General features: G+C 67.9%; 22 protein-coding genes. 10 read left to right on the forward strand and 12 right to left on the reverse strand.

What is annotated here, in order from left to right:
* Positions 1 to 39: 39 nt before the first annotated feature.
* Positions 40 to 2,607, reverse strand: coding sequence for a protein kinase domain-containing protein (locus tag ACQHI0_RS20360; protein ID WP_427903439.1), 2,568 nt, complete (start codon positions 2,605 to 2,607; stop codon positions 40 to 42).
* A 154-nt stretch (positions 2,608 to 2,761) separates the two neighbouring features.
* On the opposite strand from ACQHI0_RS20360, the gene ACQHI0_RS20365 reads away from it, so the two are divergent.
* Positions 2,762 to 3,658, forward strand: a complete 897-nt coding sequence (locus tag ACQHI0_RS20365) for a hypothetical protein (RefSeq protein ID WP_427903440.1) — start codon at positions 2,762 to 2,764, stop codon at positions 3,656 to 3,658.
* Between the two features lie 10 nt (positions 3,659 to 3,668).
* Here the strand turns inward: ACQHI0_RS20365 and ACQHI0_RS20370 are convergent, their stop codons facing one another.
* Both ACQHI0_RS20370 and ACQHI0_RS20375 read right to left on the reverse strand, forming a co-directional pair.
* A complete protein-coding gene (locus ACQHI0_RS20370; protein WP_427903441.1) occupies positions 3,669 to 4,334 on the reverse strand; it encodes a response regulator in 666 nt (221 codons plus the stop codon).
* An 89-nt stretch (positions 4,335 to 4,423) separates the two neighbouring features.
* Positions 4,424 to 5,587: a sensor histidine kinase gene (locus tag ACQHI0_RS20375; RefSeq protein ID WP_427903442.1), complete on the reverse strand. Its 1,164-nt coding sequence runs from the start codon at positions 5,585 to 5,587 to the stop codon at positions 4,424 to 4,426.
* A 167-nt stretch (positions 5,588 to 5,754) separates the two neighbouring features.
* Here ACQHI0_RS20375 and ACQHI0_RS20380 point away from each other — a divergent pair, with 167 nt between their 5' ends.
* Positions 5,755 to 6,513: a hypothetical protein gene (locus ACQHI0_RS20380; RefSeq protein ID WP_427903443.1), complete on the forward strand. Its 759-nt coding sequence runs from the start codon at positions 5,755 to 5,757 to the stop codon at positions 6,511 to 6,513.
* A gap of 40 nt (positions 6,514 to 6,553) precedes the next feature.
* Positions 6,554 to 6,985 (forward strand): SRPBCC family protein, encoded by a 432-nt coding sequence (locus ACQHI0_RS20385; RefSeq protein WP_427903444.1) that lies wholly within the window; start codon positions 6,554 to 6,556, stop codon positions 6,983 to 6,985.
* 82 nt (positions 6,986 to 7,067) lie between these two features.
* Here the strand turns inward: ACQHI0_RS20385 and gatA are convergent, their stop codons facing one another.
* Both gatA and gatC read right to left on the reverse strand, forming a co-directional pair.
* Positions 7,068 to 8,555: an Asp-tRNA(Asn)/Glu-tRNA(Gln) amidotransferase subunit GatA gene (gatA, locus tag ACQHI0_RS20390; RefSeq protein ID WP_427903445.1), complete on the reverse strand. Its 1,488-nt coding sequence runs from the start codon at positions 8,553 to 8,555 to the stop codon at positions 7,068 to 7,070.
* Positions 8,552 to 8,848, reverse strand: coding sequence for an Asp-tRNA(Asn)/Glu-tRNA(Gln) amidotransferase subunit GatC (gene gatC / locus ACQHI0_RS20395; RefSeq protein ID WP_301902357.1), 297 nt, complete (start codon positions 8,846 to 8,848; stop codon positions 8,552 to 8,554). Before gatC ends, gatA begins: the two co-directional genes overlap by 4 nt.
* Positions 8,849 to 9,081: 233 nt before the next feature.
* On the opposite strand from gatC, the gene ACQHI0_RS20400 reads away from it, so the two are divergent.
* A complete protein-coding gene (locus ACQHI0_RS20400; RefSeq protein ID WP_266291834.1) occupies positions 9,082 to 9,732 on the forward strand; it encodes an amino acid-binding protein in 651 nt (216 codons plus the stop codon).
* Between the two features lie 118 nt (positions 9,733 to 9,850).
* Here the strand turns inward: ACQHI0_RS20400 and ACQHI0_RS20405 are convergent, their stop codons facing one another.
* From ACQHI0_RS20405 to ACQHI0_RS20415, 3 genes are read right to left on the reverse strand one after another with little or no spacing between them, the layout of a single operon-like run.
* Entirely contained in the window at positions 9,851 to 10,390 is a 540-nt protein-coding gene (locus ACQHI0_RS20405; protein ID WP_427903446.1) for a GNAT family N-acetyltransferase, read from the reverse strand.
* A 46-nt stretch (positions 10,391 to 10,436) separates the two neighbouring features.
* Positions 10,437 to 10,781, reverse strand: a complete 345-nt coding sequence (locus ACQHI0_RS20410; protein ID WP_427903447.1) for a hypothetical protein — start codon at positions 10,779 to 10,781, stop codon at positions 10,437 to 10,439.
* A 56-nt stretch (positions 10,782 to 10,837) separates the two neighbouring features.
* Positions 10,838 to 12,058: an AAA family ATPase gene (locus ACQHI0_RS20415; RefSeq protein ID WP_427903448.1), complete on the reverse strand. Its 1,221-nt coding sequence runs from the start codon at positions 12,056 to 12,058 to the stop codon at positions 10,838 to 10,840.
* A 159-nt stretch (positions 12,059 to 12,217) separates the two neighbouring features.
* On the opposite strand from ACQHI0_RS20415, the gene ACQHI0_RS20420 reads away from it, so the two are divergent.
* Positions 12,218 to 12,556, forward strand: coding sequence for a hypothetical protein (locus ACQHI0_RS20420; protein ID WP_427903449.1), 339 nt, complete (start codon positions 12,218 to 12,220; stop codon positions 12,554 to 12,556).
* A 31-nt stretch (positions 12,557 to 12,587) separates the two neighbouring features.
* Here ACQHI0_RS20420 and ligA read toward each other — a convergent pair whose 3' ends face one another.
* The 4 genes from ligA to ACQHI0_RS20440 all read right to left on the reverse strand — a co-directional run bounded on the left by ligA (position 12,588) and on the right by ACQHI0_RS20440 (position 18,332).
* The gene (gene ligA / locus ACQHI0_RS20425; protein WP_427909238.1) at positions 12,588 to 14,678 is read right to left on the reverse strand and encodes an NAD-dependent DNA ligase LigA; all 2,091 of its coding nucleotides are present in this window, start codon (positions 14,676 to 14,678) and stop codon (positions 12,588 to 12,590) included.
* Positions 14,679 to 14,795: 117 nt separating this feature from the next.
* Complete coding sequence (locus ACQHI0_RS20430; RefSeq protein WP_427909239.1) at positions 14,796 to 15,812, reverse strand: methionine synthase; 1,017 nt, start codon at positions 15,810 to 15,812, stop codon at positions 14,796 to 14,798.
* Between the two features lie 184 nt (positions 15,813 to 15,996).
* Positions 15,997 to 17,112 (reverse strand): tRNA 2-thiouridine(34) synthase MnmA, encoded by a 1,116-nt coding sequence (gene mnmA, locus ACQHI0_RS20435; RefSeq protein WP_427903450.1) that lies wholly within the window; start codon positions 17,110 to 17,112, stop codon positions 15,997 to 15,999.
* A complete protein-coding gene (locus tag ACQHI0_RS20440) occupies positions 17,112 to 18,332 on the reverse strand; it encodes a cysteine desulfurase family protein (RefSeq protein ID WP_427903451.1) in 1,221 nt (406 codons plus the stop codon). Before ACQHI0_RS20440 ends, mnmA begins: the two co-directional genes overlap by 1 nt.
* Positions 18,333 to 19,053: 721 nt before the next feature.
* On the opposite strand from ACQHI0_RS20440, the gene ACQHI0_RS20445 reads away from it, so the two are divergent.
* From ACQHI0_RS20445 to ACQHI0_RS20465, 5 genes are all read left to right on the forward strand, one after another.
* Entirely contained in the window at positions 19,054 to 19,389 is a 336-nt protein-coding gene (locus ACQHI0_RS20445) for a WXG100 family type VII secretion target (protein WP_427903452.1), read from the forward strand.
* A 25-nt stretch (positions 19,390 to 19,414) separates the two neighbouring features.
* On the forward strand, positions 19,415 to 19,714 hold the full coding sequence (locus ACQHI0_RS20450) for a WXG100 family type VII secretion target (protein ID WP_427903453.1): 300 nt from the start codon (positions 19,415 to 19,417) through the stop codon (positions 19,712 to 19,714).
* The gene (locus ACQHI0_RS20455) at positions 19,711 to 21,207 is read left to right on the forward strand and encodes an ADP-ribosyltransferase (protein ID WP_427903454.1); all 1,497 of its coding nucleotides are present in this window, start codon (positions 19,711 to 19,713) and stop codon (positions 21,205 to 21,207) included. The genes ACQHI0_RS20450 and ACQHI0_RS20455 overlap by 4 nt, the downstream gene beginning before the upstream one ends.
* A 26-nt stretch (positions 21,208 to 21,233) precedes the next feature.
* A complete protein-coding gene (locus ACQHI0_RS20460) occupies positions 21,234 to 21,470 on the forward strand; it encodes a hypothetical protein (protein WP_427903455.1) in 237 nt (78 codons plus the stop codon).
* A 220-nt stretch (positions 21,471 to 21,690) separates the two neighbouring features.
* Positions 21,691 to 22,647 carry an ADP-ribosylglycohydrolase family protein gene (locus tag ACQHI0_RS20465; RefSeq protein WP_427903456.1) on the forward strand — a complete coding sequence of 319 codons (957 nt, stop codon included), beginning with the start codon at positions 21,691 to 21,693 and terminating at the stop codon, positions 22,645 to 22,647.
* Positions 22,648 to 22,834 lie beyond the last annotated feature (187 nt).

A 22,834-nucleotide genomic window follows, 5' to 3' on the forward strand; every position in this document is an offset into this window, starting at 1 on the left:
CGCCGGGCCTGCTGGTCCGGCGCCGCGGGCCGGTACTGGTCAGAGCGGGACTTCTTCCCACCAAGCGATGACCTCGTCCTGCGCGGAAGGGCGTAGGGCTCCGGCGGTGCCACTGCTTCCCCGGCGACTCACCGCGACAAGGTAATTCGCGCGATCATCATCGTCAGGGAAGCTCACGACCTGGTACGCGGTCTGCGTTCGCGCGCTGCCCGGGTCGGCAACGGCCCACCGCTGCAACGAGAACGGCACCCCGTCCTTGTCCCCCGCATCGCGAACCGCCGCCGGTAGCGCCTGCACCACCGACCGCGCCTGCCCCGCGTTCGCGTACTCCAGCACCAGGTAGCTCACGGCACCGGCCTGGCTGTCCACCCGATCGCACTGCCACGCGGTAGTGATCGGAGTCCATTGCAGCGCAGGCTCTTTCCACGCCAACTCGCTGACACTGCGCACCCCCACACACTGGACCCCGCGATACCCCAGCCCGTTACTGTTCTCCCCCTGCGGAACCAACGTCGGAAACACCCGCCGGCTCTCCGCGAACGAATCCGCCACCACCGCCACCGAACTCGACGTCACACCGGCGCCACCGTCGGCAGCGAAATCGTCGTCGTCGCCCGATGACACCACCACAACCAACGCGAGCACCAACGCCACCAGCACCAGAACCAGCGCCACCAGCAGCACCCAGCCGAACCGCTGCATCCCCGAAACCCGCCGCGGCACCGGCCAATGCACCCGATTCGAGGCTACCGACGCCCCTCTGTGCTGCGGGGGTACGGAACCGCCCGGCTGACCGGGTCCGGGCGGCTGTCCGGCATTGCCCGGCTGAATCACGGTGCCCGGGGGACCCACCCGGCCCAGCTGCCCCGCATTGTCCTGGCCGGCGCTGCCCGGCTGTATCGCATGACCTGATGGCCGTGCGACTTCCTCGGGCGCCACAGGTCCAGCCGGGGGTGCGTTCGACGCCCCCGCGATCGACGTCACCTTGGTCATGGCCGACGCGTTCACCGCGTCCAACTCGCCCGCATCGCCGGTCGACATGACATCGGTGGCAGCGGTGGGCGATACCTCGTCGACGGCAGCCTCCGCCCCGAGCGACCCTGCCACGGCGGATTTGTCCAGAGATACCGGACCGGACGGCGTTCCGGCTTCACCACCGGCCTGCAACGGTGCGCCTTCGACCGGGCCCGCCGAATCCACGGGTGCGACCTCCGCTCCGGACGCGGATTGCCGGGGATTCGACTGTGCAGCAACGGGTCCCGCTGCATTCTGCTGGTCCGGAGGCACTTCTCCATGCGGCGCCGCGGCACTGGGCGCAGCTGGCCGCTGGGCTGGAGGCAGCTCACCAGGCGGGGCCGCAGCGCTGGGCGGAGCCGGCCGCTGAGCCGGAGGCACTTCACCATGCGGGGCCGCAGCACTCGGAGCAGCCGATCTCTGGGCCGGAGGCACCTCACCATGCGAGGCCGCAGCACCCGGCGCAGCCGATCTCTGGGCCGGAGGCACCTCACCAGGCGAGGCCGCAGCACCCGGCGCAGCCGATCGCCGGGCCGCCGGAGGCACTTGTCCGCGCGGCACCGCATCCGGCCGCTGGTCCATCGGCGGAACAGCTCCGAACGGGCGGGAGGGTGGTTGCCAATTGGGTTGTGGCGCAGGCTGCATGGGCGGGGGCCGGTAACCGGGCTGCGCGAAGGGCGCGGCGGGTCCTTGCGGTGGAGCAGGCGGGTAGTAGACGGGCGCCGGGTTGACGGGTGGACGTGGCAACACCGGTGGGGTCTTCGAGGTCAGTGCCTGGCGGGCCGCCTTCGCGAAAGCGGTACACGAATCGAACCGCGCCGCAGGATGTTTCGCCATCGCGGCCGCGAGCACAGCATCCATGATCGGTGGCAGACCCGCGCGGCGCAGCGCCAGCGGTGGCGGCGGGTTGTACAGGGTCCCGCGGATGATCTCGTTCGGGTCGGCGGAGTCGAAGGGCGCCAGCCCGGTGAACAACCAGTACAGCGAACACGCCAGCGAGTACTGGTCGGAGCGGTGATCGAGTTCAGCGCCGGTCATCTGCTCCGGCGACGCGTAAGCCAGTGTCGCGGTGAACATTCCCTGCTGAGTCAGGTGGGTGGAGTCGGCACGCAGGCGGGCGATGCCGAAGTCGGTGAGGAAGACACGCTCGCCCGCACCACCGGTGGATCGGGCCAGCAAGATGTTGGCGGGCTTGACATCCCGGTGCAGCACTCCCCTGCCGTGCGCGTAATCCAGTGCGTCGGCGACCCCCTCGATGATCTGCACGGCCCGCTCCGGCGGCAACGCCATCGGGTCGACTGTCGCGGCGTCGATCCCGTCGACGTACTGCATGCTGATCCAGAGTTGCTCGCCCTCGGTCCCCCGATCGAAGACGGTGACGATACCGGGATGGTCGAGCCCGGCCGCGAGATCGGCCTCCCGTTCGAACCGCGCGCGAACTCGCTCGTCGGCGAACAGATCCCGGTTGAGCAGCTTGAGCGCGGTCAGCCGGTCAAGGCGCGGATGCCGGGCCAGATAGACCGTGCCCATGCCGCCCTGGCCCAGCATCGCCTCGATGGTGAACCCGGCGAACACCTCACCGATGTCGTGCACAACGACCCCCTTCCGACCGTGTGACCACGCTCATTCGAATTCTCGCCGAAAATCGGTGAAACTTGCTAACAGTCGTCCGGGAGTTTCCGGGCGCGCTCGACGAGAAGTTTGCACCGCCGGAGCACGCGCAATGGGTGGTGGGGAGGATTCGGTGGTGAAGTCGACCGTCATGGCGGCTGCCTGTCGCAGGCTGCTGCTCTGTGGGGTGCTGGCGGCTGCCGCACTGTCCACCTCGTGTGCCACCCCGGGCAAGCCGACGGCGGTGAGCGCACCCACGGTCAACGTCAGCAGCGAAGATGCCTGGCATCCGGGGCTGTCCATCGGCCTGCCCGATTCGCTCGCCGCGGAGTTCACCCTGCTGCAGTCGAAGCTGCCGGGGCAGGTGGGGATGGCGCTGATGCCGGTCGGCGGCGGCCGGATGACCGTCTACGGCGACTGGAGCACCGGCATCGCCTGGTCCACGATCAAGATCCCGCTGGCCGTCGCCGCGCTGCGCCACGATCCCGACCAGTCGATCTTCGAGATGGTGCAGGCCGCGATCACGGTGTCGGACAACGACGCCGCCGAAGGCCTGTGGGAATCCCTCGGTGACGCACCGGAAGCCGCCGACGCCGTGCAGCAGATCCTCGACGAGGCAGGCGACGCGGCCACCGGAAAGTCGGGCACCCGCACCGAACTCGACGACACCTCTTTCGGTGGCACCGAATGGTCGCTGGCCAACCAGGTGCGGTTCGCGTCGCGACTGCCGTGCCTGCCCAACAGCGAGATCGTCACCTCGCTGATGGGTGAGATCACCGAAGATCAGGGTTGGGGTCTCGGTCTGCTCGACGACACCGAGTTCAAGGGCGGCTGGGGCCCGGACGACGTCACCGGGATCTACACGGTGCGTCAGTTCGGACTGGTGCCCGTCGGTAGCGGCCAGCTCGCGGTAGCCCTTGCGGCACAAGCCGATTCGGGCTCGTTCGACGACACCACCGCGCTGCTCGACCGGATGGCGCTGCTGCTGGCCCGGCACCTGCCGAACCTGCGCGGCGGCGTCTGCCCGCGCTGAGCTCACCGGCTCAGCCGGGAACGACCAGGCCGGATTCATACGCCAGGACCACCGCCTGGGCGCGGTCGCGCAGCCCGAGCTTCGAGAACACCTTGGAGACATGGGTTTTCACGGTCTGCTCGGCCACGAACAGCGCCGAGGCGATCTCGGTGTTCGACAGCCCCTTCGCCACCAGTTCGAGCACCTCGCGCTCGCGCGGGGTGAGCGTGCCGAGCGCGGGGGCCGGGGCCGCGCGCACCGTATTGCGCCTGCGGGTGACGTCGGCGATGAGCCTGCGGGTGATGGTCGGGGCGAGCAGCGCCTGCCCGTCGGCGACCACCCGCACCGCGCGCACCAGTTCCTCGGCGGGCGCGTCCTTGAGCAGGAATCCGCTCGCGCCGATGCTCAGCGCCTCGTAGACGTAGTCGTCGATGTCGAAAGTGGTGAGCATCAGCACCCGCACCGGCGGATCGAAATTCGCGCCGAGAATCGCGCGGGCGGCGTCGAGACCGTTCATCTCCGGCATCCGCACATCCATCAGCACCACATCGGGACGCAACCGCTTGGCCTCGGCCACCGCCACTTTCCCGTCGGGTGCGTCACCGATGACGCTGATATCGGTCTGCGCGCCCAACAGGGCCCCGAACCCCTGGCGCACCATCGCCTGGTCGTCGGCGATCAACACGGTAATAGCCACGCCACCACCCTAATGTGCACAGACACGCAGCGTTTCACAGCAGCGCACGGTCTGAGTCTTTTCGGGCGATTGCGCCCAATAGCGAACCGCTACAGCGTCGGCAACTTCGCCGAGACCTCGAACCCGCCGCTGAGGGTGGGCGCCGCGGTGAGTTCACCGCCGACCGCGCCGACGCGGGTGCGCATGCCGTCGATGCCGTGCCCACCGCCCGCGCTCGGCAGTGCCACCGTGGCAGTCGCCGCATTGTGCACGCTCACGCTCACCACACCCGGGTCGACCGCCACCGCCACGTGCACCGCCGCTCCCGGCGCGTGCCGCGCGCAGTTGGCCATCGATTCCTGCACGACCCGATACATCACCAGCCCCGTCGTCTCCGGCACCGATGCCAGATCGCCGGTCACACTCCACTCGACCGGCATCCCCGCGCGCGCGGCCGACTCGCACAGCGCGGGCACATCCGCGGCACGCGGCTGGGGCGCGTGTTCGGGCAGCTGACCGTCACTGCGCAGTACCCCGAGCATGCCCCGGATCTCGTTGAGCGCGGTGCGAGCGGTGGCGCCGATCGATTCGAATTCAGCGCTCGCGGCCGGGTCGAGATCGGCGATCCGGTACGGCGCGGTCTGCGCCTGCACCACCACCATGGACATGTGGTGTGCGACCACATCGTGCAGGTCACGGGCGATACGTGCCTTCTCCTCGAGAATCGCCCGGCGCGCGCGCTCGAGTTCGGTCACCTCCTCCTGCCGCTCGAGCTTGCGCCGCGAAGCCAGCAGGATCCGCACGAGGTAGCCGAACAGGGCCAGCGCGCCGAACCCCATCGCCCAGCCCCACAGCGGACCGGTGTCCGAGCCGGGCATCGTCGTGGCGAACAGCATCGAGGTGGCCGCCCAGGCGACGACCACGATCGGCACCGCAGCCCGCAACGCCACCGCGAACAGCAGCACGAACAGCACGATGATGTGCACGACCTGGAAGGGCAGATCGTTGTTCGCGGCCGGCTGCAAGCCGATCGAGAACAGCAGCGCGGCGCCCGCGGAGATCGCCCACCCCAGCGCCGGGTTGACCCGGACGAACAGAATCGGGAAGACCGCGAGTGCCGACAGCATCGGCGCCACCACCGGCGAGACCTCGTGTGTCACGAACAGCGTCGGCCACGCGATGCTGTACAAAATGAGCGCGACCAGCACCGTTGCGAAGTCGAACCAGGTCTGCGCGGATATCGGTCGCGCCGCGGGGCGCAGTGGTGCGGTCATGACAATGAGACTACGAACCGTCCGGTCAGCGGACCTCATACCCACGAACCGAATGCGACCCCCTACCCTGGTGTGACCCTGGCGCCGGGTCTGCCACCCGCGCGCCCCGATAAACAAGTCCGCAGCGGGATGCCCGCGGTGAGACCCGCTCCTTACCGTCGGAGGCCATGAACACCCCGCTTCGCCCGGTACCCGCCGCTGATGCGGCCCGTACCGCAGATTCCGCCGCCTCCGCGCCATCCCCCGCTCCCGCGCAGCACCGCCGTCGTAGCGGTGTCGCGCTGTGCACCGCCGGATTGGCTATGGCCGCTGCCGTCGTGATGTCGGCTCCCGGTGCCATGGGCACCACTCCGAGCGGCGCCGAGAACGTCGCGGCCGCCGCGGCGGTGCGCGCGCTCACCGACGACAGCCCGGACGCCACCTCGCTGATCCCCCGCGACTTCGGCTACAAGTTCGGCTACGACCCGGCCGAGCAGGACGACCTGCTGGTGAATCCGAACGGTGGCTGTTCCTCGCCGGTGACGCTGCCCGCCGAGTTCGAGTCGGCCTGCAAGGCGCACGACCTCGGCTACGACGTGCTGCGCTACGCCGAGCGGGTGGACGAGCCGCTCGGCGCGTGGGCGCGTCGCTCGGTGGACGCGGCACTGAACCGGCGCATCCACGCCTCCTGCGAACTGCGCGACGACGAGTTCTCCCGCGCCCGCTGTGGTGTGATGGCCGATATCGCGTTCACCGCCGTGGACGTGAACTCGCGCCGCCAGGAGTACGGCGCCCCGGTGGTCGAGAACGTCTTCGCCCAGACCGACCCGGCCGACCGCCCCAACCTCTGGCCCCTGGCACGCACGGTCCTCGGCCTGTTCGCGGTGACGGCGGCCTCGGCCGTGATCATCGACGCGCTGCGCAAGGTGCGTCGCCGGTTCGCGTGATGCAGTTGCCGAAAACTAGGACTTGTTCTAGTTTTCACGCATGTCTCTAGTCATCGACGAAACGATCGAGATCGACGCCCCCGCCACCAAGGTGTGGGAGGTGCTCACCGATTTCGACCGCTACGGCGAGTGGAACACCTTCTGCTACGAGGCGTCGAGCACGCTGGAACCGGGCTCGCCCATCGACATGCGGGTCCAGCTGGGCAGCAACCGCCGTCCGCAGCGGGAGTGGATCCGCACCCACACCCCCGGCGTCGAGTTCAGCTACACGATGAAGCCCGTGCCGCTCGGCGCGCTGCACAGTCTGCGCTCGCACACCGTCGTCCCGCTCGGCCCCGACCGCTGCCGCTACGAGTCCCGGTTCACCCTCGCGGGCTGGTTCAGCCCCGTGGTGACGTTGGCGCTCGGCAAGCACCTGCGCGCGGGCTTCGGCGCGATGACGCGCGGCGTCGCCGACCGGGCTGTCGCCTGAGTCCGGGCCGTCCGCCCAGGAACGAAAGACGGGGCGCGCCAGGCTGTTCCGCCCGGCACGCCCCGCTTCGGAGCAGTTGTTCTCAGACCGCGCCCGGCGTCGGCAGCGCGCCGCGCGCCACCTCGTAGGCCGCGCCGACCCGGTACAGTCGGTCGTCGGCCAGTGCGGGCGCCATGATCTGCAGACCCACCGGCAGGTTGTCGTCGGCCGACAGCCCTGACGGCACCGACATGCCGGGGTGGCCCGCCAGGTTGGTCGGCAGGGTGCACAGATCCGACAGGTACATGGCCAGCGGGTCGTCGACCTTCTCGCCCAGCTTCCACGGCGTGAACGGGCTGGTCGGCGAGACGAGCACGTCGACCGTTTCGTAGGCGGCGTCGAAGTCGCGCGCGATCATCGTGCGGACCTTGAGCGCCTGGCCGTAGTAGGCGTCGTAGTAGCCCGCCGACAGCGCGTAGGTGCCGATCATGATGCGGCGCTTGACCTCTGGGCCGAAACCGGCCTCCCGGGTCAGCGACATCACCTGGTCGGCGCTGTGGCTGCCGTCGTCACCGACGCGCAGGCCGTAGCGCATGGCATCGAAGCGCGCCAGGTTCGACGACACCTCCGACGGCATCACCAGGTAGTACGAGGACAGCGCGTACTCGAAGCTCGGGCACGACACCTCGATCACCTCGGCGCCCAGTTCCTTCAGGACCGCGACGGCGGCGTCGAAGGAGGCGAGCACGCCGGATTGGTAACTGTCGGAGTGCAATTCGCGCACCACGCCGACGCGCACGCCGGTCAGGTCACCGTTGGCGCCCTGTCGCGCGGCCTCGACGACCGGTGCCACCGCCACATTGCGTGAGGTGGAATCACGCGGGTCGTGCCCGGCGATCACCTCGTGCAGCAGCGCGGTGTCGAGCACGGTGCGACCGCACGGGCCACCCTGATCCAGCGACGACGCGCACGCGATCAAGCCGTAGCGGGAGACGGTGCCGTAGGTGGGCTTCACGCCGACCGTCGCGGTGACCGCGGCGGGCTGCCGAATCGAGCCACCGGTATCAGTGCCGATGGCGAGCGGCGCCTGGTACGAGGCCAAGGCAGCCGCCGAACCGCCGCCGGAACCACCGGGGATGCGGGTGGTGTCCCACGGGTTGCGGGTCGGGCCGTAGGCGGAGTTCTCGGTGGAGGAACCCATCGCGAACTCGTCCATGTTGGTCTTGCCGAGAATCGGGATGCCCGCGGCGCGCAGCCGGGAGGTGACCGTCGCGTCGTATGGCGACATCCAGCCCTCCAGCACCTTCGAGGCGCAGGTGGTCGGCATGTCGGTGGTGGTGAAAACGTCCTTGAGCGCCAACGGAACTCCCGCCAGCGATGAGGCCGGGGTCTCGCCCGCGGCGAGCGCGGCGTCGACCACGGCGGCCGCGGCGAGAGCTTCGTCACCCGCGACGTGCAGGAAGGCGTTGAGCTCGCCGTCGACCTTGCCGATGCGATCCAGGTGCGCCTGGGTGACCTCGGTGGAGGACACCTCGCCGCCGTGGATCTTGGCTGCCAGCTCGGAAGCCGACAGCAGAGTCAACTCGGTCATTCGCCCTCTCCCAGAATCTGCGGAACCAGGAAACGCTGTTCTTCCACGGCAGGCGCCTGGTCCAGCGCCTGCTCGGGAGTGAGACCGGGCACGACCACATCGGGCCTGGTCACATTGGTCGTCGGATTCGGCGACGCGGTGGCGGGGACGTCGGCGGCGACCTCGGTGATGGTCTGCACGTGGCTGAGGATCGAATCCAGCTGACCGGCGAACTGGTCGAGTTCGGCGTCGGTCAACGCCAGCCGGGACAGCCGGGCGAGGTGAGCGACCTCGTCGCGGGAGATTGCGGGCACCGCGGGACCCCTTTCGGCTTCGGTGGGCAGTATCGGTACAGCCTAATTGGCGGGTCCTAGGGGTTTTGACGCGCCCGCCCCGCACGTCGGGCGCACCCTCCTCACACGAAAGTTCGCGCATGTCGCGGGGATGGGGTCATACTTCGGGTCGAGAACCCGCGCACGGGGGTGTAAGTATTGCTTCACCGGGTATTCGTCTCGAACAACCCCGGCCGGCAAGGAAAGGACCGCACGTGTCATACCTGCTCCGCGTGCAACTTCCGGATCGACCGGGAAGCCTCGGCTCCCTCGCACTCGCCCTCGGCGGGGTCGGCGCGGACATACTCTCGCTCGATGTCGTGGAACGCGGCGCCGGCTTCGCGATCGACGATCTCGTCGTCGAAGTCCCCACCGGCGCACTGCCCGACACTCTGATCACCGCCGCGGAATCGGTGCGCGATGTGAGCGTCGACTCCATCCGCCCGTACTCCGGCGTGCTCGACACCCACCGCGAGCTCGAACTGATCGACCAGGTCGCCAGCGCCCGCGACGACCGCCTCCAGGTCCTCGTCGACGGCTGCCCCCGCGTGCTGCGGGTCGGCTGGTCCACGATCATCGGCATGGGACCCGCGGGCGCGTACCGCATCGTCGGCAGCCCGAGTGCCCCTGAGACACAAGCGGGTTCGGCTCCGTGGATGCCCATCGAGAAGCCGATGTGGCTCGACGGCGAGGCCGAATGGGTGCCGGAGATCTGGCGCGACATGGACACCAAACTGGCCGCCGCCCCGCTGGGCAACACCGGCAGGGCGCTGCTGCTCGGCCGCCCCGGCGGGCCCGACTTCCGCCCGTCGGAAGTGGCACGGCTCGGCTACCTCGCCGGCATCGTCGCGACCGTCCTGAACTGACCGTCGGCCGCCCGGACCCCGCATCGGCGAAGGCTCTCGCGCGGCGACCACCGGGCCGAACGGCCGGGACCATTCGAAGCCGACCGCGACCGGGCGGCCCACACGGGTTGGCCGCCGATCAGCTCAGCGCGAGGCGCATGACGAACAGTTGCAGCCCGTCGTGGGTGGCCCAATCCCGTTCCGGGACACCGACGAAGCCGAGCCGTTCATAGATGCGGTGGGCGTCGACCATCGAGAACATGGTGGTGAGCGCGACCGCTTCGTAGCCGCCTGATTTCGCCTCGTCGATGACGGCGCGCACCAGCCGGGTACCGACACCGAGTCCACGCGCCTGCTTCGAGACCGCGAGCATCCGGAACTCGAGTTCCCCGGGCCGGGCGATCTCCGCATACGGTGTGCCGGGCTTCGCGACAGTCAGCGAGCCGACAACCCGTCCCTCGTGCACCGCGACGAGCACCTCGGCCTCGGCCGCCCGATGCGCGACGTCACCGAGTTCGCGCACGTAGTCGTCCCCGTCGGTGACGTATCCGTCGCCCACATAGACCTCGACGGTCAGCGCGGCGATCGCGTCGTACTCGTCGGGGTGAGCGGGGCGGATCTGCAGTCCGGTGGCCTGGTCTTCGATGCCGTACATCCCGAAATGATCCCACCTGGACATTTGTGAGCGTCGACTCACCCAGCCCTCGCGAGACCGGTGCGGGTGCTCAGGAACCCGAGTAGGGGCGCTGGCCGGGGTGGTCGGGGTACCAGTCGTCGGGGTTGCGTGGTGGGTAGACAACGGCGAGGTGGTCGCCGACGGCGGGCCAGCGGGCCGCGTCCCAGGCGAAGCGGCGGTAGACGACCTGGCCCGCGACCGTGGGGCCGGTGAGGGTGCCGGTGATCGTTACGTAGTGCTCGCCGGTCATCGCGGGCAGTGGGCTGACGCCGGTCACCGACAGCGCCCCCTGCTCGAGGTTCGATCCACGTCCGCGGCTGCGCCCCGCGGCAACGGCGCCGATCGTCACCACCAGCATCGTCACCAGCGCTGCCGCCATCACCACTTCGAGCATGCGCCCATGCTAGGCCCCCGGCATTCTCGTGCGGTTGCCCGCCGTTCGGCGACTCGCTACAGCGGCGCGAGTTCGCTGACTCCCCGCTCGCGACGCAGCTGCCAGACCGCGGTGCGGGTGCGCTGGGAGCGACCGTTGCCACGGTCGATCAGGGCACGGTTGGCGGTGGTGTAGATCAGTTGTGCGCCACGGGCATTGGTTTCCGGGTTCTGGAACAGCTGGACGAGGCGGTCGGTCTCCTCGACCGGCAGGCCGGCGCCGAGATCGTCGACGGCGAGCACCTGTCCGGTGTCGAGGGCTTCCAGCATCGCGGGCAGCACACGCAGCAGCGAACGGGTGGCGGTGGATTCGTCGGCGAGTTCGAACGGGACGTCGATGCCCTCGTGCACCAGGCTCAGGCCTGCCCCGCGCCGATCCACCATGCGCCGGTACAGCGCGTCACGCGCCGCGCGCAGGGTGCTCAGTTCGCGTTCGACGAGGAGCTGCTCCGGGTGGTCGAGATGGCCTGCCAGCGCGCCGATTTCGGCATCGAGATCACGCAGGTAGTCGGCGTACATCGGATCGTGTTCGGCGACGAGCAGATCCTCGATTCCGAGATCCGCGGTGCGCAGCAGCATCAACAGACGCGCGGCGTTGTCGGGTGAGCGGGAGATGTGGCTGCCGAGATCGTGCGCGAGGGCGTCGGTGTCGACCTCGCCCTGCTGCACAGTCAGATTCGCGGCGAACCAGCGATAGGCGGGCACCAGCGCCTCGGCGTACATCTGGCCCGCCAGACTCAACAGCAGCGCGTTGGGCCGGAGCAACGGCACCAGGGCCGACACCCCGTACCGGGCCGCCTCGAACATGGGGCCGATCTTGACCTCGTCACCATCGCGCTCGAACACGATCCGCTTGCGCGAGCGCGGATGCGTGTACAACCACTCCGCGACCACATCGGCATTGTCGAGCCGGAACCCATAGGTATACGGCACCCCCTCGGCAACGAACCCGGCGACGAATTCCGTTGGGCGATCGCCGAACCCGAGATGCGGCCGCCGCACCGGGCCCGCGTAGGGATCCCACCCGCTCACCGAATTCAGCACGGCATCGCGCATCTGCCCGAGCGCGTCGATCAAGCTGGTCTTGCCTGCCGCCGCCACCCCGTGCACCGCCGTCACGGGCACCGCCAACGGCCCGGCCCCCTTGGTCAGGCGCAATTGCTGAGCCTGTGCCAGCGATCCGTGGTTCGTCACCTGAAAACTACGCAGCAAGGGCTGACCCGCCTCTCCGAGATTCATGGCCAGACTAAGGGACTTCGATTCTTCTCGATGCGGCAGGCGGTCCAGCGGCAGCGCCCCGGCCACTACTTCGAGGTTTGCCGCGCCACCGGGCCCGCCGGTCCCGTAGTCTGGCCAAAATTCGCGAAGAGACAGGACAGTGTGATGGCGGTTCGGGTGATGGTTCGCGCAGTGGTCGTCGCGGCGGTGACGGCCGGAGCGTTGGTGCCGGCGGCGCTGGTCGGTGCGCCCAGTGCGATGGCTGATCCGTGCCCGAACGGGACCGCGCGAGTGTTCCTGGGGAACTCGACCAACTCTTGTCAGGGCGCGGGGTCGGTGTCCTACACCGACGGGCCGGTGTCGAAGGTGTGCTCGATGGCCGGTACCGATGTGACGGTCGAGATTCGGACCAACATCAAGAAGCGGCCGCTGCGCACCCAGGAGCTCAGCAACGGGCAGTGCGCGTCGTTCGATATCAAGACCCAGATCGGCAACACGGTCACCGTCACCCCGAACTGACGCGAACCGGGCTGTTCGCGTCGGCGACCGGCTAGGTTTCCACGACCGGCTCGGTCCTGACCGCGTCCGGACCGCCATCGAGCAGCAGCCGGAAGCCGTCTTCGTCGAGGATCTGGACGCCGAGTTCTTCCGCCTTGGCGGCCTTCGAACCGGGTGCCTCGCCGATCACGACGAACGCGGTTTTCTTCGATACCGAGCCCGCCGCCTTGCCGCCGCGGACGAGGATCGCTTCCTTCGCGCCGTCGCGGGTGAAGGTTTGCAGCGAGCCGGTGACGACGATCGACAACCCTTCGAGGTTGCGTTCGATCGAGGTATCGCGCTCGTCTGCCATCCGAACCCCGGCCGCTCGCCACTTGTCGACGATCGCGCGATGCCAGTCGACGGTGAACCATTCGACGACCGCCGCGGCGATGGTGGGGCCGACACCGTCGGTGGCCGAGAGTTCTTCGCCGGTAGCGGCTTCGATGCGGTCGAGACCGGCGAATTCGGCGGCCAACGCACGCGCCGCGGTCGGGCCGACGTGGCGAATGGACAGTGCCACGAGCACACGCCACAGCGGAGTGTCCTTGGCGGCGTCGAGGTTGTCGAGCAGCCGGGCGCCGTTGGCCGAGAGGGCGCCGTCCTGTTTGGTGAACAGCGGCACGCCGAGCAGATCTTGCGCGTCGAGGGCGAAGAGGTCACCTTCGTCGGTGATCGCGCCCGAGGTGAGCAGGGCGTTGGCCGCCTCGTAGCCGAGGGCCTCGATGTCGAAGGCGCCACGACCCGCCAGATGGAATACGCGTTCGCGCAGCTGGGCCGGGCAGTACTGCTGGTTGGGGCAGCGGATATCGGCGTCGCCCGCTTTGGCGGGGGCGAGTTCGGTGGCGCATTCGGGGCAGTGCGTCGGCATGACGAAGGCGCGTTCGTCGCCGGTGCGGGCATCGACGACGGGGCCGAGGACCTCGGGGATCACGTCACCGGCCTTGCGGATGGTGACGGTGTCGCCGATCAGCACGCCTTTGCGCTGCACCTCGGAGGCGTTGTGCAAGGTGGCCATCGAGACGGTCGAGCCGGCGATCGAGACCGGCGCCATCACCGCGAACGGGGTGACCCGACCGGTGCGGCCGACGTTCACCGCGATGTCGAGCAGCGTGGTGGTGGCTTCTTCGGGCGGGTACTTGTAGGCGATGGCCCAGCGCGGGGCGCGCGAGGTGGAGCCGAGGCGGCGTTGCAAGGCCATCTCGTCGACCTTGATCACCTGGCCGTCGATCTCGTGCTCGATGTCGTGGCGGTGCTCGCCCCAGTAGGCGACCCGCTCGATGACCGCGTCGATGCCCTTGACCAGGCGAGTGTGCTCGGAGACCGGCAGGCCCCACGCGGCGAGGGCCCGGTAGGCCTCGTGCTGGGAGGCCGGGCGGTATCCCTCCATGCGGCCGAAGCCGTGGCAGATCATCCGCAGCCGACGCTGGGCGGTGATCGCGGGATTCTTCTGGCGCAGCGATCCGGCGGCGGTATTGCGCGGATTCGCGTACGGCGGTTTGCCTTCGGCGACGATCTGGGCGTTCAGTGTCGCGAAGTCCTCGAGCCGGAAGTACACCTCGCCACGCACTTCGAGAAGCTCGGGGATCGGGAACTCTCCGGTCGCGGTGAGTTCGGTGGGGATGTCGTCGATGGTCCGCGCGTTGAGGGTGACGTCCTCGCCCGTTCGCCCGTCGCCACGCGTAGCCCCACGCACCAGTCTGCCGTTCTCATACACCAGGTTCAGCGCGACACCGTCGATCTTGACCTCACACAGATAATGCAGGTCGGAGCCGGTTTCGGCTTCCACCCGGCTCGCCCAGGCACGCAGCTCGCCGAAGTCGAACACATTGTCCAGCGACAACATTCGCTCGAGATGGTCGACCGCGGTGAACTCGGTCGCGAATCCCCCGCCGACCAGCTGGGTGGGCGAATCCGGAGTCCGCAGATCCGGCTGCGCGTCCTCGAGCGCTTGCAGCTCGCGCAGCAACGTGTCGAACTCGCCGTCGGTGATGATCGGCGCGTCCCGCACGTAGTAGCGGAACTGATGCTCGCGCACCTCGTCAGCCAGCTCCTGCCACCGCACCCGCTGCTCGGGCGTGGCCGCTTCGGCACTCACGGACACCGCGCTGTCGTTCTCGCTCACCCACTCGAGATTAGTCGAGCCCACCGACACTTCCGGCGACCATCACCGCACGTCGCAGGGCGCGTTCCGGTCGTTGCGGGGCGTTCGCCCGGTCAGCTACTCCGGCGACCACTCCGGGTCCTCGACGAAGGCGCGGGCGACGTCGGTGGTGAGCGCCAGAGCCTTGCGAGCCCAGGGCAACGGTGCCGCCGCGAGACCGCAGGCGGGAGTGACCAGGATTTGGGTGGCCAGGGTGGAGCGAGGGAAGCCGAGGCGGTCGATCAGGCGGACGGCGGGCTCGGCGACGTCGCGCCAGGTGATGGGCGCGACCGGGGGCTCCGACGGGGTGAGACCGAGCGCGACCTTCTTGCCGGAGTCGATGATCTCGCCGAGGGCGTCGAGGCCGGCGGTGGTGATCGTCGAGGCGTCGAAGGAGATCGCGGCGGCGGCCGTTCGGCCCAGAGTGGCGAGCGGCGGGCGAGAAGCACAGGTGTGCAACAGGATCGGGGCCGACTGGGCAGCGATGACGGTGTCGAGGATGTGCAGGGCTTCCGGTTCCGGCAGCGCACGGATGGTGTTCAGGATGCTCGGGCCCCGCAGGGAGCCGTCGAGGACCGTGTTCAGCTGGGGTTCGTCGAGTTGGATGATCACCTCGGCGCCCAGCCGTTTGCGGATCTCGGCGGCGTGCCGGGCCAGTCCTTCGGCGAGAGATTCCGAAAGATCGCGCACCGCACCGGAATCGGTGAGAATACGGTGTCCGCCGGGCAGTTCGACCTCGGCCGCGAGGGTGAGCGGACCAGCGGACTGGATCTTCACCACCTGCCCGGAACCCACCAGACCCGCTGTCTCCCAAGCCTCTTCGATGGCGTCGAGGTCGGCATGCATGAGGTCGCGCGCGCGTCGCGAGACGCCGGTCGGGCGGGGGGCCAGGCGGTAACCGCGGGTGGTGGAATCGAAGAGCAGGTCGACCAGCAGCGCCGACACACGGCCGATCATGTCGGCGCCGATGCCACGCTCCGGCAGTTCGACCAGGTGCGGCAGGACGGGCAGTTCCCCGATGATCGTGGCCGCGGCCTCGCGCGGATCCGTGCCTGGCCATGAGCCGATGCCGGTGGCCGTGCCGCCGACGAGCAGGTCGACAGGCTCCGGCGCGACGTCCTGCCGGTCGTTCTCGCTTCGCCAGAGTGTCACGCGCTCAACACCTTTCGATTCATCGAACATCGGCCAGCACCCGGTCGGTGCGAACGCAACGCCCGCCAGGCCATTTTGCCCGCACCACTTCGGCCGACCCACACCAGTCCGGCGCGACTCCGACGAATCAGGCCGAAGCGTCGACGGCGTCCGCGGAAATCCCGGTGCGGTCGGTGCCGTTGATGGTGCCGCTGCCGATCACGGTGTCGCCACCGTCGGAATCGGGCAGATACAGCACGATGGCCTGACCCTTCGCGACGCCGGTGAGCGGCTCACCGAGGCGGGCGATGAAGCCGTCACCCTGGGGCTCGACCACCGCGGGGGCGGTGCCACCGTGCGCGCGAACCTGCACGACGCATTCGACAGACGCGGTCGGGCGGACGCCGGAGGTCCAGATCGCGCGGTCGGCGGTGATGACGTCGACCTGCAGGTCCTCGACCGAACCGACCTTGACCGTGCCCGAATCGGGATCGATCCCGGTCACATAACGCGGCTTGCCGTCCGCGGCCGTGTGGCTCAGGCCGAGGCCCTTGCGCTGGCCGACGGTGAATCCGTGCACACCCTCGTGATTGCCGAGCACCGTGCCGTCGGAATCGACCAGCGCACCGGGCCGGATACCGATCTTGGCGCCGAGGAACGCGCGCGTGTCGCCGGAGGGGATGAAGCAGATGTCGTGGCTGTCGGGCTTGTTCGCCACCGCCAGCCCACGCTCGGCGGCTTCCTCGCGGATGCGGGGCTTGGGGGTGTCGCCGACCGGGAACATCGCCCGGGCGAGCTGCTCGGCGGTGAGCACCGCCAAGACATAGGACTGGTCCTTGTCCGCGTCGACGGCACGGCGCAGCACGCCCTCGTCGAGGCGGGCGTAGTGCCCGGTGACGACGGCGTCGAAGCCGAGCGCGGCGGCGCGGTCGGCCAGCGCGGAGAACTTGATCTTCTCGTTGCAGCGCAGGCACGGGTTCGGGGTCTCCCCCGCGGCATACGCGGCGACGAAGTCGTCGATCACGTCTTCCTTGAAGCGATCGGCGAAATCCCAGACGTAGAACGGGATTCCGAGCACATCGGCGGCGCGACGCGCGTCACCGGCGTCCTCCTTGGAGCAGCAACCACGCGAACCGGTACGCAGGGTGCCCGGGCTCGCCGACAGCGCCAGATGCACCCCGACCACCTCGTGCCCCGCGTCCACGGCCCGCGCCGCGGCCACCGCGGAATCGACACCACCACTCATCGCGGCGAGAACTCGCATCAGGCACCTCCTCTAGCGCCGGCCAGGCCTGCGGCCCTGGCCCGATCGATGACCTGCGGGAGCACGGTCAACAGTGTTTCGACATCGGTTTCGGTCGACGTGTGACCGAGCGTGAAGCGCAGCGAACTGCGCGCCTGCCACGGTTGCACACCCATCGCGATCAGCACATGGCTGGGCGATGCGACGCCCGCGTTGCAGGCCGAACCGGTGGAGCATTCGACACCGGCGGCGTCGAGCAGCATGAGCAGCGAGTCGCCCTCGCAACCGGGGAACGTGAAGTGGGCACTGCCGGGCAACCGGTCCGCGGGACCGTTGAGGACCGCGTCGGGCACCGCCAGCTGGACTCCGGTGATCAGCTTGTCGCGCAGCACACGCAAGTGCTGAGCGCGTGCGGGCAGGTCTGCCACGCCGTCGCGCAGGGCGGCGGCCAGCCCGATCGCCGCGGCCACATCAGAGGTACCGGACCGCAGGTCACGTTCGTGTCCACCGCCGTGCACCAGCGGCACACACGGCACGTTCCGGCCCAGCAGCAGCACGCCGATCCCGTGCGGACCGCCCACCTTGTGTCCGGCCACACTGAGCGCGGCCAGCCCACTCGCGGCGAAATCGATCGGAACCTGCGTCACCGCCTGAATGGCGTCACTGTGCATCGGAATATCGAATTCCTGTGCGACAGCGGCTAATTCGACGATCGGCTCGATGGTCCCGACCTCGTTGTTGGCCCACATCACACTGACCAGCGCCACCTCGTCGGCATGCGCGGCGAGCACCTCACGCAACACCTGCGGCGAGACAACACCCTCGGCGTCGACCGGCAACCAGCTGACCTGCGCGCCCTCGTGCTTCTCGAGCCACTCCACCGCGTCGAGCACCGCGTGATGCTCGACCGCGCTGGTCACGATCCTGGTACGCCGCGGATCAGCCGCCCGCCGCCCCCAGAAGATCCCCTTGACGGCCAGATTGTCGCTCTCGGTCCCCCCGGAAGTGAAGATCACCTCGGACGGTCGAGCCCCCAGATCAGCCGCGATCGACTCGCGCGCCTCTTCGAGAGACCGCCGCGCCGCCCGCCCCGACCCGTGCAGCGACGACGCGTTCCCGACCGCCCCAAGGGCAGCCGTCATCGCCTCGACGGCGGCAGGCAACATCGGAGTGGTCGCCGCGTGATCGAGGTAGACCGTCTTGGGCACACCGTTGACCGGACCCGAATAAGCCGACTTCATGACCGACAAAGCCTATACCACCGCTGACCTGGTCATCTTCGGGGTCCACCCCTGCTTTCTACGATTTTTCTACGATTCACCCAGGACTTCCAACACGGGTATCACCTATCTGTATTCCTGGATCCACGACAAGGGCCTGATGAGACGGTCGAGTCGGTCGGGTCGGAAGGATGCAGAGCGGGTGTCGCACGACGATCCTCATCGGCACCGCAGACAAGGAAATGAGAGGTTCCGCACGCTGCTCGAACGGCACGGCGGTGGCGGCCCCGCACGGCGGGCCGTCGCGGAGGCCGTCTGGAGGACTTCAGTTGGCCAAGAATCGCCTACGCGCCTGCCCGCTTTGGTGCCCAGTTATCCGTCAAGTAGTCCGCTCTGAGGAGCAGGCAGAGTCTCGCATTTGCCTCTACATTTCGGAGGGTTATGGATGTCACCGCTTTCGAGGTGGGATCTGTGAGCTGCCTGTCTGGTTCGAGGTGCTGCCTGGCCGCGTGGACTGTCCGATGTAGTGCTGCATCGACGGGGAACTCGGCGGCCAGGTCGTCGAAGTGCTGATCGATCCAGCGGCGACCGGCGTCGGTGATGCGGGCGTAGCGCTGCCGCCGCCCCGTCGACGGCAGATGGAGCGATCCTTGATAGCGTCGCCGGGTTGTTCCGGACCGGAAAGTTTCAGCGGGCGCACTACTCATTGTCGATCAACAGCGGGCCGAAGGGGGGAGATGTCATGGCAGACGCACAGACACCGCCGACCGCGTTCGCGGTCGTCCCGGCAGAGGTTTCTGATGCAGGCAAGTTCGTCCAGCAGACCGCAACGGCGCTGGTGAACGGAATCAGGTCGGCGGACAGCGAGATACAAGGTTTGATGTCGACCTGGAAGGGACGCGCGGCCAGTGCCTACCTCGCGGGTTGGGATGAAGCGCGAGACGGAGCTGTCGATGTGCTCGAGGCATTGGAGACGATGGCCGAACTGTTGGGCGTCACCGCAGTCTCCGCCGCCGGGGTGGACGACCGCAATGCGGCCGACACCGCCGCCATCGCCAGTTCGCTCGACCTTCCCTGAACGTCTGAGATAGGAACACGACATCATGGCAGATGACGGCAGCTTCAAGGTCGACCTCGAGCACCTGGACACGGTCACTGCACGCATCGCGGGACTGGTTGGCTTCGTCGAGGACTCGCTAGCCGGGCTCGATGCCCGCATCGCGGCGACACACCAGAACTGGACCGGCAAGGCAGCGACTGCCCATGCCGCTGCGCACACCGAATGGATGACCGCGGCCACCGAGGTCCGTGAAGGCGTCGAGGAAATGCGTGCGGCCGCAGTCGCCGCGCACAGCCACTACAACGACGCCGTGGCGGCGAACCTGCACATGTTGAAGCGGTGACGGCACTCGCCATCGCGCCGCAGGTCTACTACGACGCCGCTACCACGCTCAACAACGCTGCCGCCGCCTTCTACACCGAGATCGACGGCAAATGGGCAGACCTCAGCAGCAACGGCGCTGCGATGGCCGGAACCTACGAAGAGGCCCGCAAGTGGGCCACCTCCTACGATGACCGCGCGTTCGAAGTGCTCAACACCGCGCGCGGCGTCGCCGAGGCCGTTGATGCCTACGCGACGGTACTGCGGCAGATGGGACACAACCACGCCATCGCCGAGTACAACGCCACCATGCGCGACTCGGCAACGGCTCCCGCGCCCCCTGGCGAGCCGGCAGGGGCGGGATTCTACGTGTGCAAGGTGCCGTTGCCATCGGCCGGTGGCTCCACCAACGGCCTGGTCGATGACGGAGTGGTGAAGATCGCCGAAGCGGTCGGAATCACCATCCCCAACGGCGATACCACGAAACTCGAGACAACCGCGGGTATCTGGACCCAGATCCAATCCCTGCCCGCGGTCGCCAACCTTGTCCCCGAGTTGGACCGGGCGGCACAGATGTTCGCCGAGATCACCAGCCCCGAGACCGACGTTATCGACGCCGACTTCACGCAGCTGAAGAACGCTGCGACCACACTGATCGCCGCCTTCGGTGAACTATCGACCTCACTCCGTGAGCACAAGAGCGACCTGGACACCCTTCGCGAAGAACTCGTCAGAGAGCTAGCGAAGATGGGTCAGGACATCGTCGAAGAGTTGGCGAAAGAGATCGTCATCTCCGTCGCTATCGGGGTTCTCGCCTCAACGGTCACGTTCGGCATCGGCGCCCTGGTCGCCAGTGGGCGAATCGCCCACATCGTGGCGAAGTTCGCAGTCCCGATCGGCAGGCTCGCGAATGCGTTCAAGGCGGGCAGGATCGCCCGCGGCGTCAGCAAAGGACAAGACCTCGCACCGCACAATCTGAACCTACGAGAAATCGCGAAACTTCGCGACAAGACAAAAACCCCCGGCACGAACGGCAAGAAGCCATCGGGTTCCGGTGCACCGACGCAATTGAGTCAACGCGAAATTGACGAGATCGCAGACTACACCGGATCAACCCATCAGAAGCTCAACGGGGAATTGCGGTCGGGCGAGGTGACCCCTGCAACACAACAGCGGGTCGATACGCTGAATAGCGCATTGGACAAAATGCCGGACTACCGAGGCGGGGTCACTCGCGTGACCGATCTCCCCCCGGAAGTCCTGGCGAAATATAAGGAAGGCGGATCTGTGACAGAAGATGCCTTCACCAGTACGTCACCACTTGCCAACGGCGGCGGCGTTCGGTCAGGGCAGGTGGAGATGCAGATCTTCTCCAAGACCGGCAAGGACATCACTGAGCATAGCGCGCCCGGAAATCCCGAAGTTCTGTTCCGCTCCGGGACCGAATTCAATGTCACCAAGCGTTACTATGATTGGAATACTGGTCGTACCGTAATTCAGATGATTGAGAAATAGAAATCGCCCAAAAAGGAAAGGGTCGGATGATGACAGAAGAAAGAATTGCTGGAAAAACATTCAAGGATACGCAGGATAATCCGCCTAGCCCGGAGCTTCTGACAGAGGCAGAAGCCGCATTCGCCAAACTCAACGCAGATCGTGCCCTCACGCCGGTGTCCGGAGAGGAGGAGCCCGAACGGTTCCATGACGATATGGTCGGCACTGAATACGAAGACTGGTATCGGCAGAAGCGCGCCCAAAGGGCGAACCGAGATCAGTAGGGCGGGGCTTGTCACGAGCTGGGCTGGGCACGTAGCCGCCCGAGACCGCCTTCGCAGACCCACGACGGGCCGCGTCGTGGTCGGGATGGCCGAGAGGTAGCCGGTAGTCAGTCGCCCCCCACGACGAAGAGTTCGACCCGATCGGCAACCCGATCAACTCCTGAACGACACACGGCTCATCCCAACCGCCGGTCTGCGCATCTGAAAGGTTCTCGACATCGTGACGAGGTGGAAGTGGCGTTCGACCCCAGCTATTGATCGGGTCGGACTGATGCTCGATTCACTCGACGGACTGTCCGTCGGCGATGCGCTGGGTGCGCAGTTCTTCATCATGGGACGATCGCTGTCGAGCCTTCGATCGGGCAATCCCCCGCTGGGACCGTGGGACTGGACCGATGACACCGAGATGGCCTGCAGCGTGGTCGCCCAACTCCACCGGTACCAGGAGATCGACCAGGATCGACTCGCGGCGGGTTTCGCGCGCCGGTTCTCACCAGAGCGCGACTACGGACATGCAACTGTCACCACGCTTCGGCGAATCCGCGACGGCAAACCCTGGAAAGAGACAGCAGGCGCGGCATTCGAGGGTCAAGGTTCCTGCGGCAACGGTGCTGCCATGCGGGTCGCCCCGCTCGGGGCGTACTTCTACGATGACCCGCAACGGGTCGTTACCGAAGCCATCCGGTCGGCACAAGTCACCCACATGAACCACGAAGGAGTGAGCGGCGCCGTCGCGGTAGCAGTCGCCGCGGGACAGGCCGCGCACCTCCGCGGCACCCGAAATTCGTGCACGCCAACGGAATTCCTCACCACCGTGCTGGGCCATCTCGAACCGGGTGAGACAACGCACGGCATCGGCCGCGCTCGCGCCCTGGTCGGCACAACCGTCGCCGAGGCCGCACACGAATTGGGCAACGGCTCCAGAGTGAAAGCCCAAGACACCGTGCCCTTCGCGTTATGGGCCGCCGCAACATATCTCGACGACTACCCGGCAGCGGTCGCCGCGTGCATCGAAGCAGACGGTGACATCGACACCACCTGCGCGATTACCGGGGGCATCGTCGCGGCCTACACCGGCACCGCTACCGAGACCGGCGTACCCCAGAATTGGCTCGCGGCCCGCGAACCGCTACCGGCCTGGGTCGCCACGATCGATCGCTCACGCCGTCGACCTTGATTCCAACGGATCAGCCTCGCCGACTCGACGAGGCACCTACCGCCAGGTTCGGTCGAGGGACACGTGTCATCGAGTCCGAGCGGCCATGCTGCCCTGCGGGTCGCAACCCAACCGTTCGGCGACCTCGGAAATGTTCCCGGCCAAGGCCACGCGCAGCAGCCGACGCCCCGCCCCGATCACTGATCGC

The organism is Nocardia sp. FBN12 (assembly GCF_050320175.1).
Lineage (GTDB): Bacteria > Actinomycetota > Actinomycetes > Mycobacteriales > Mycobacteriaceae > Nocardia.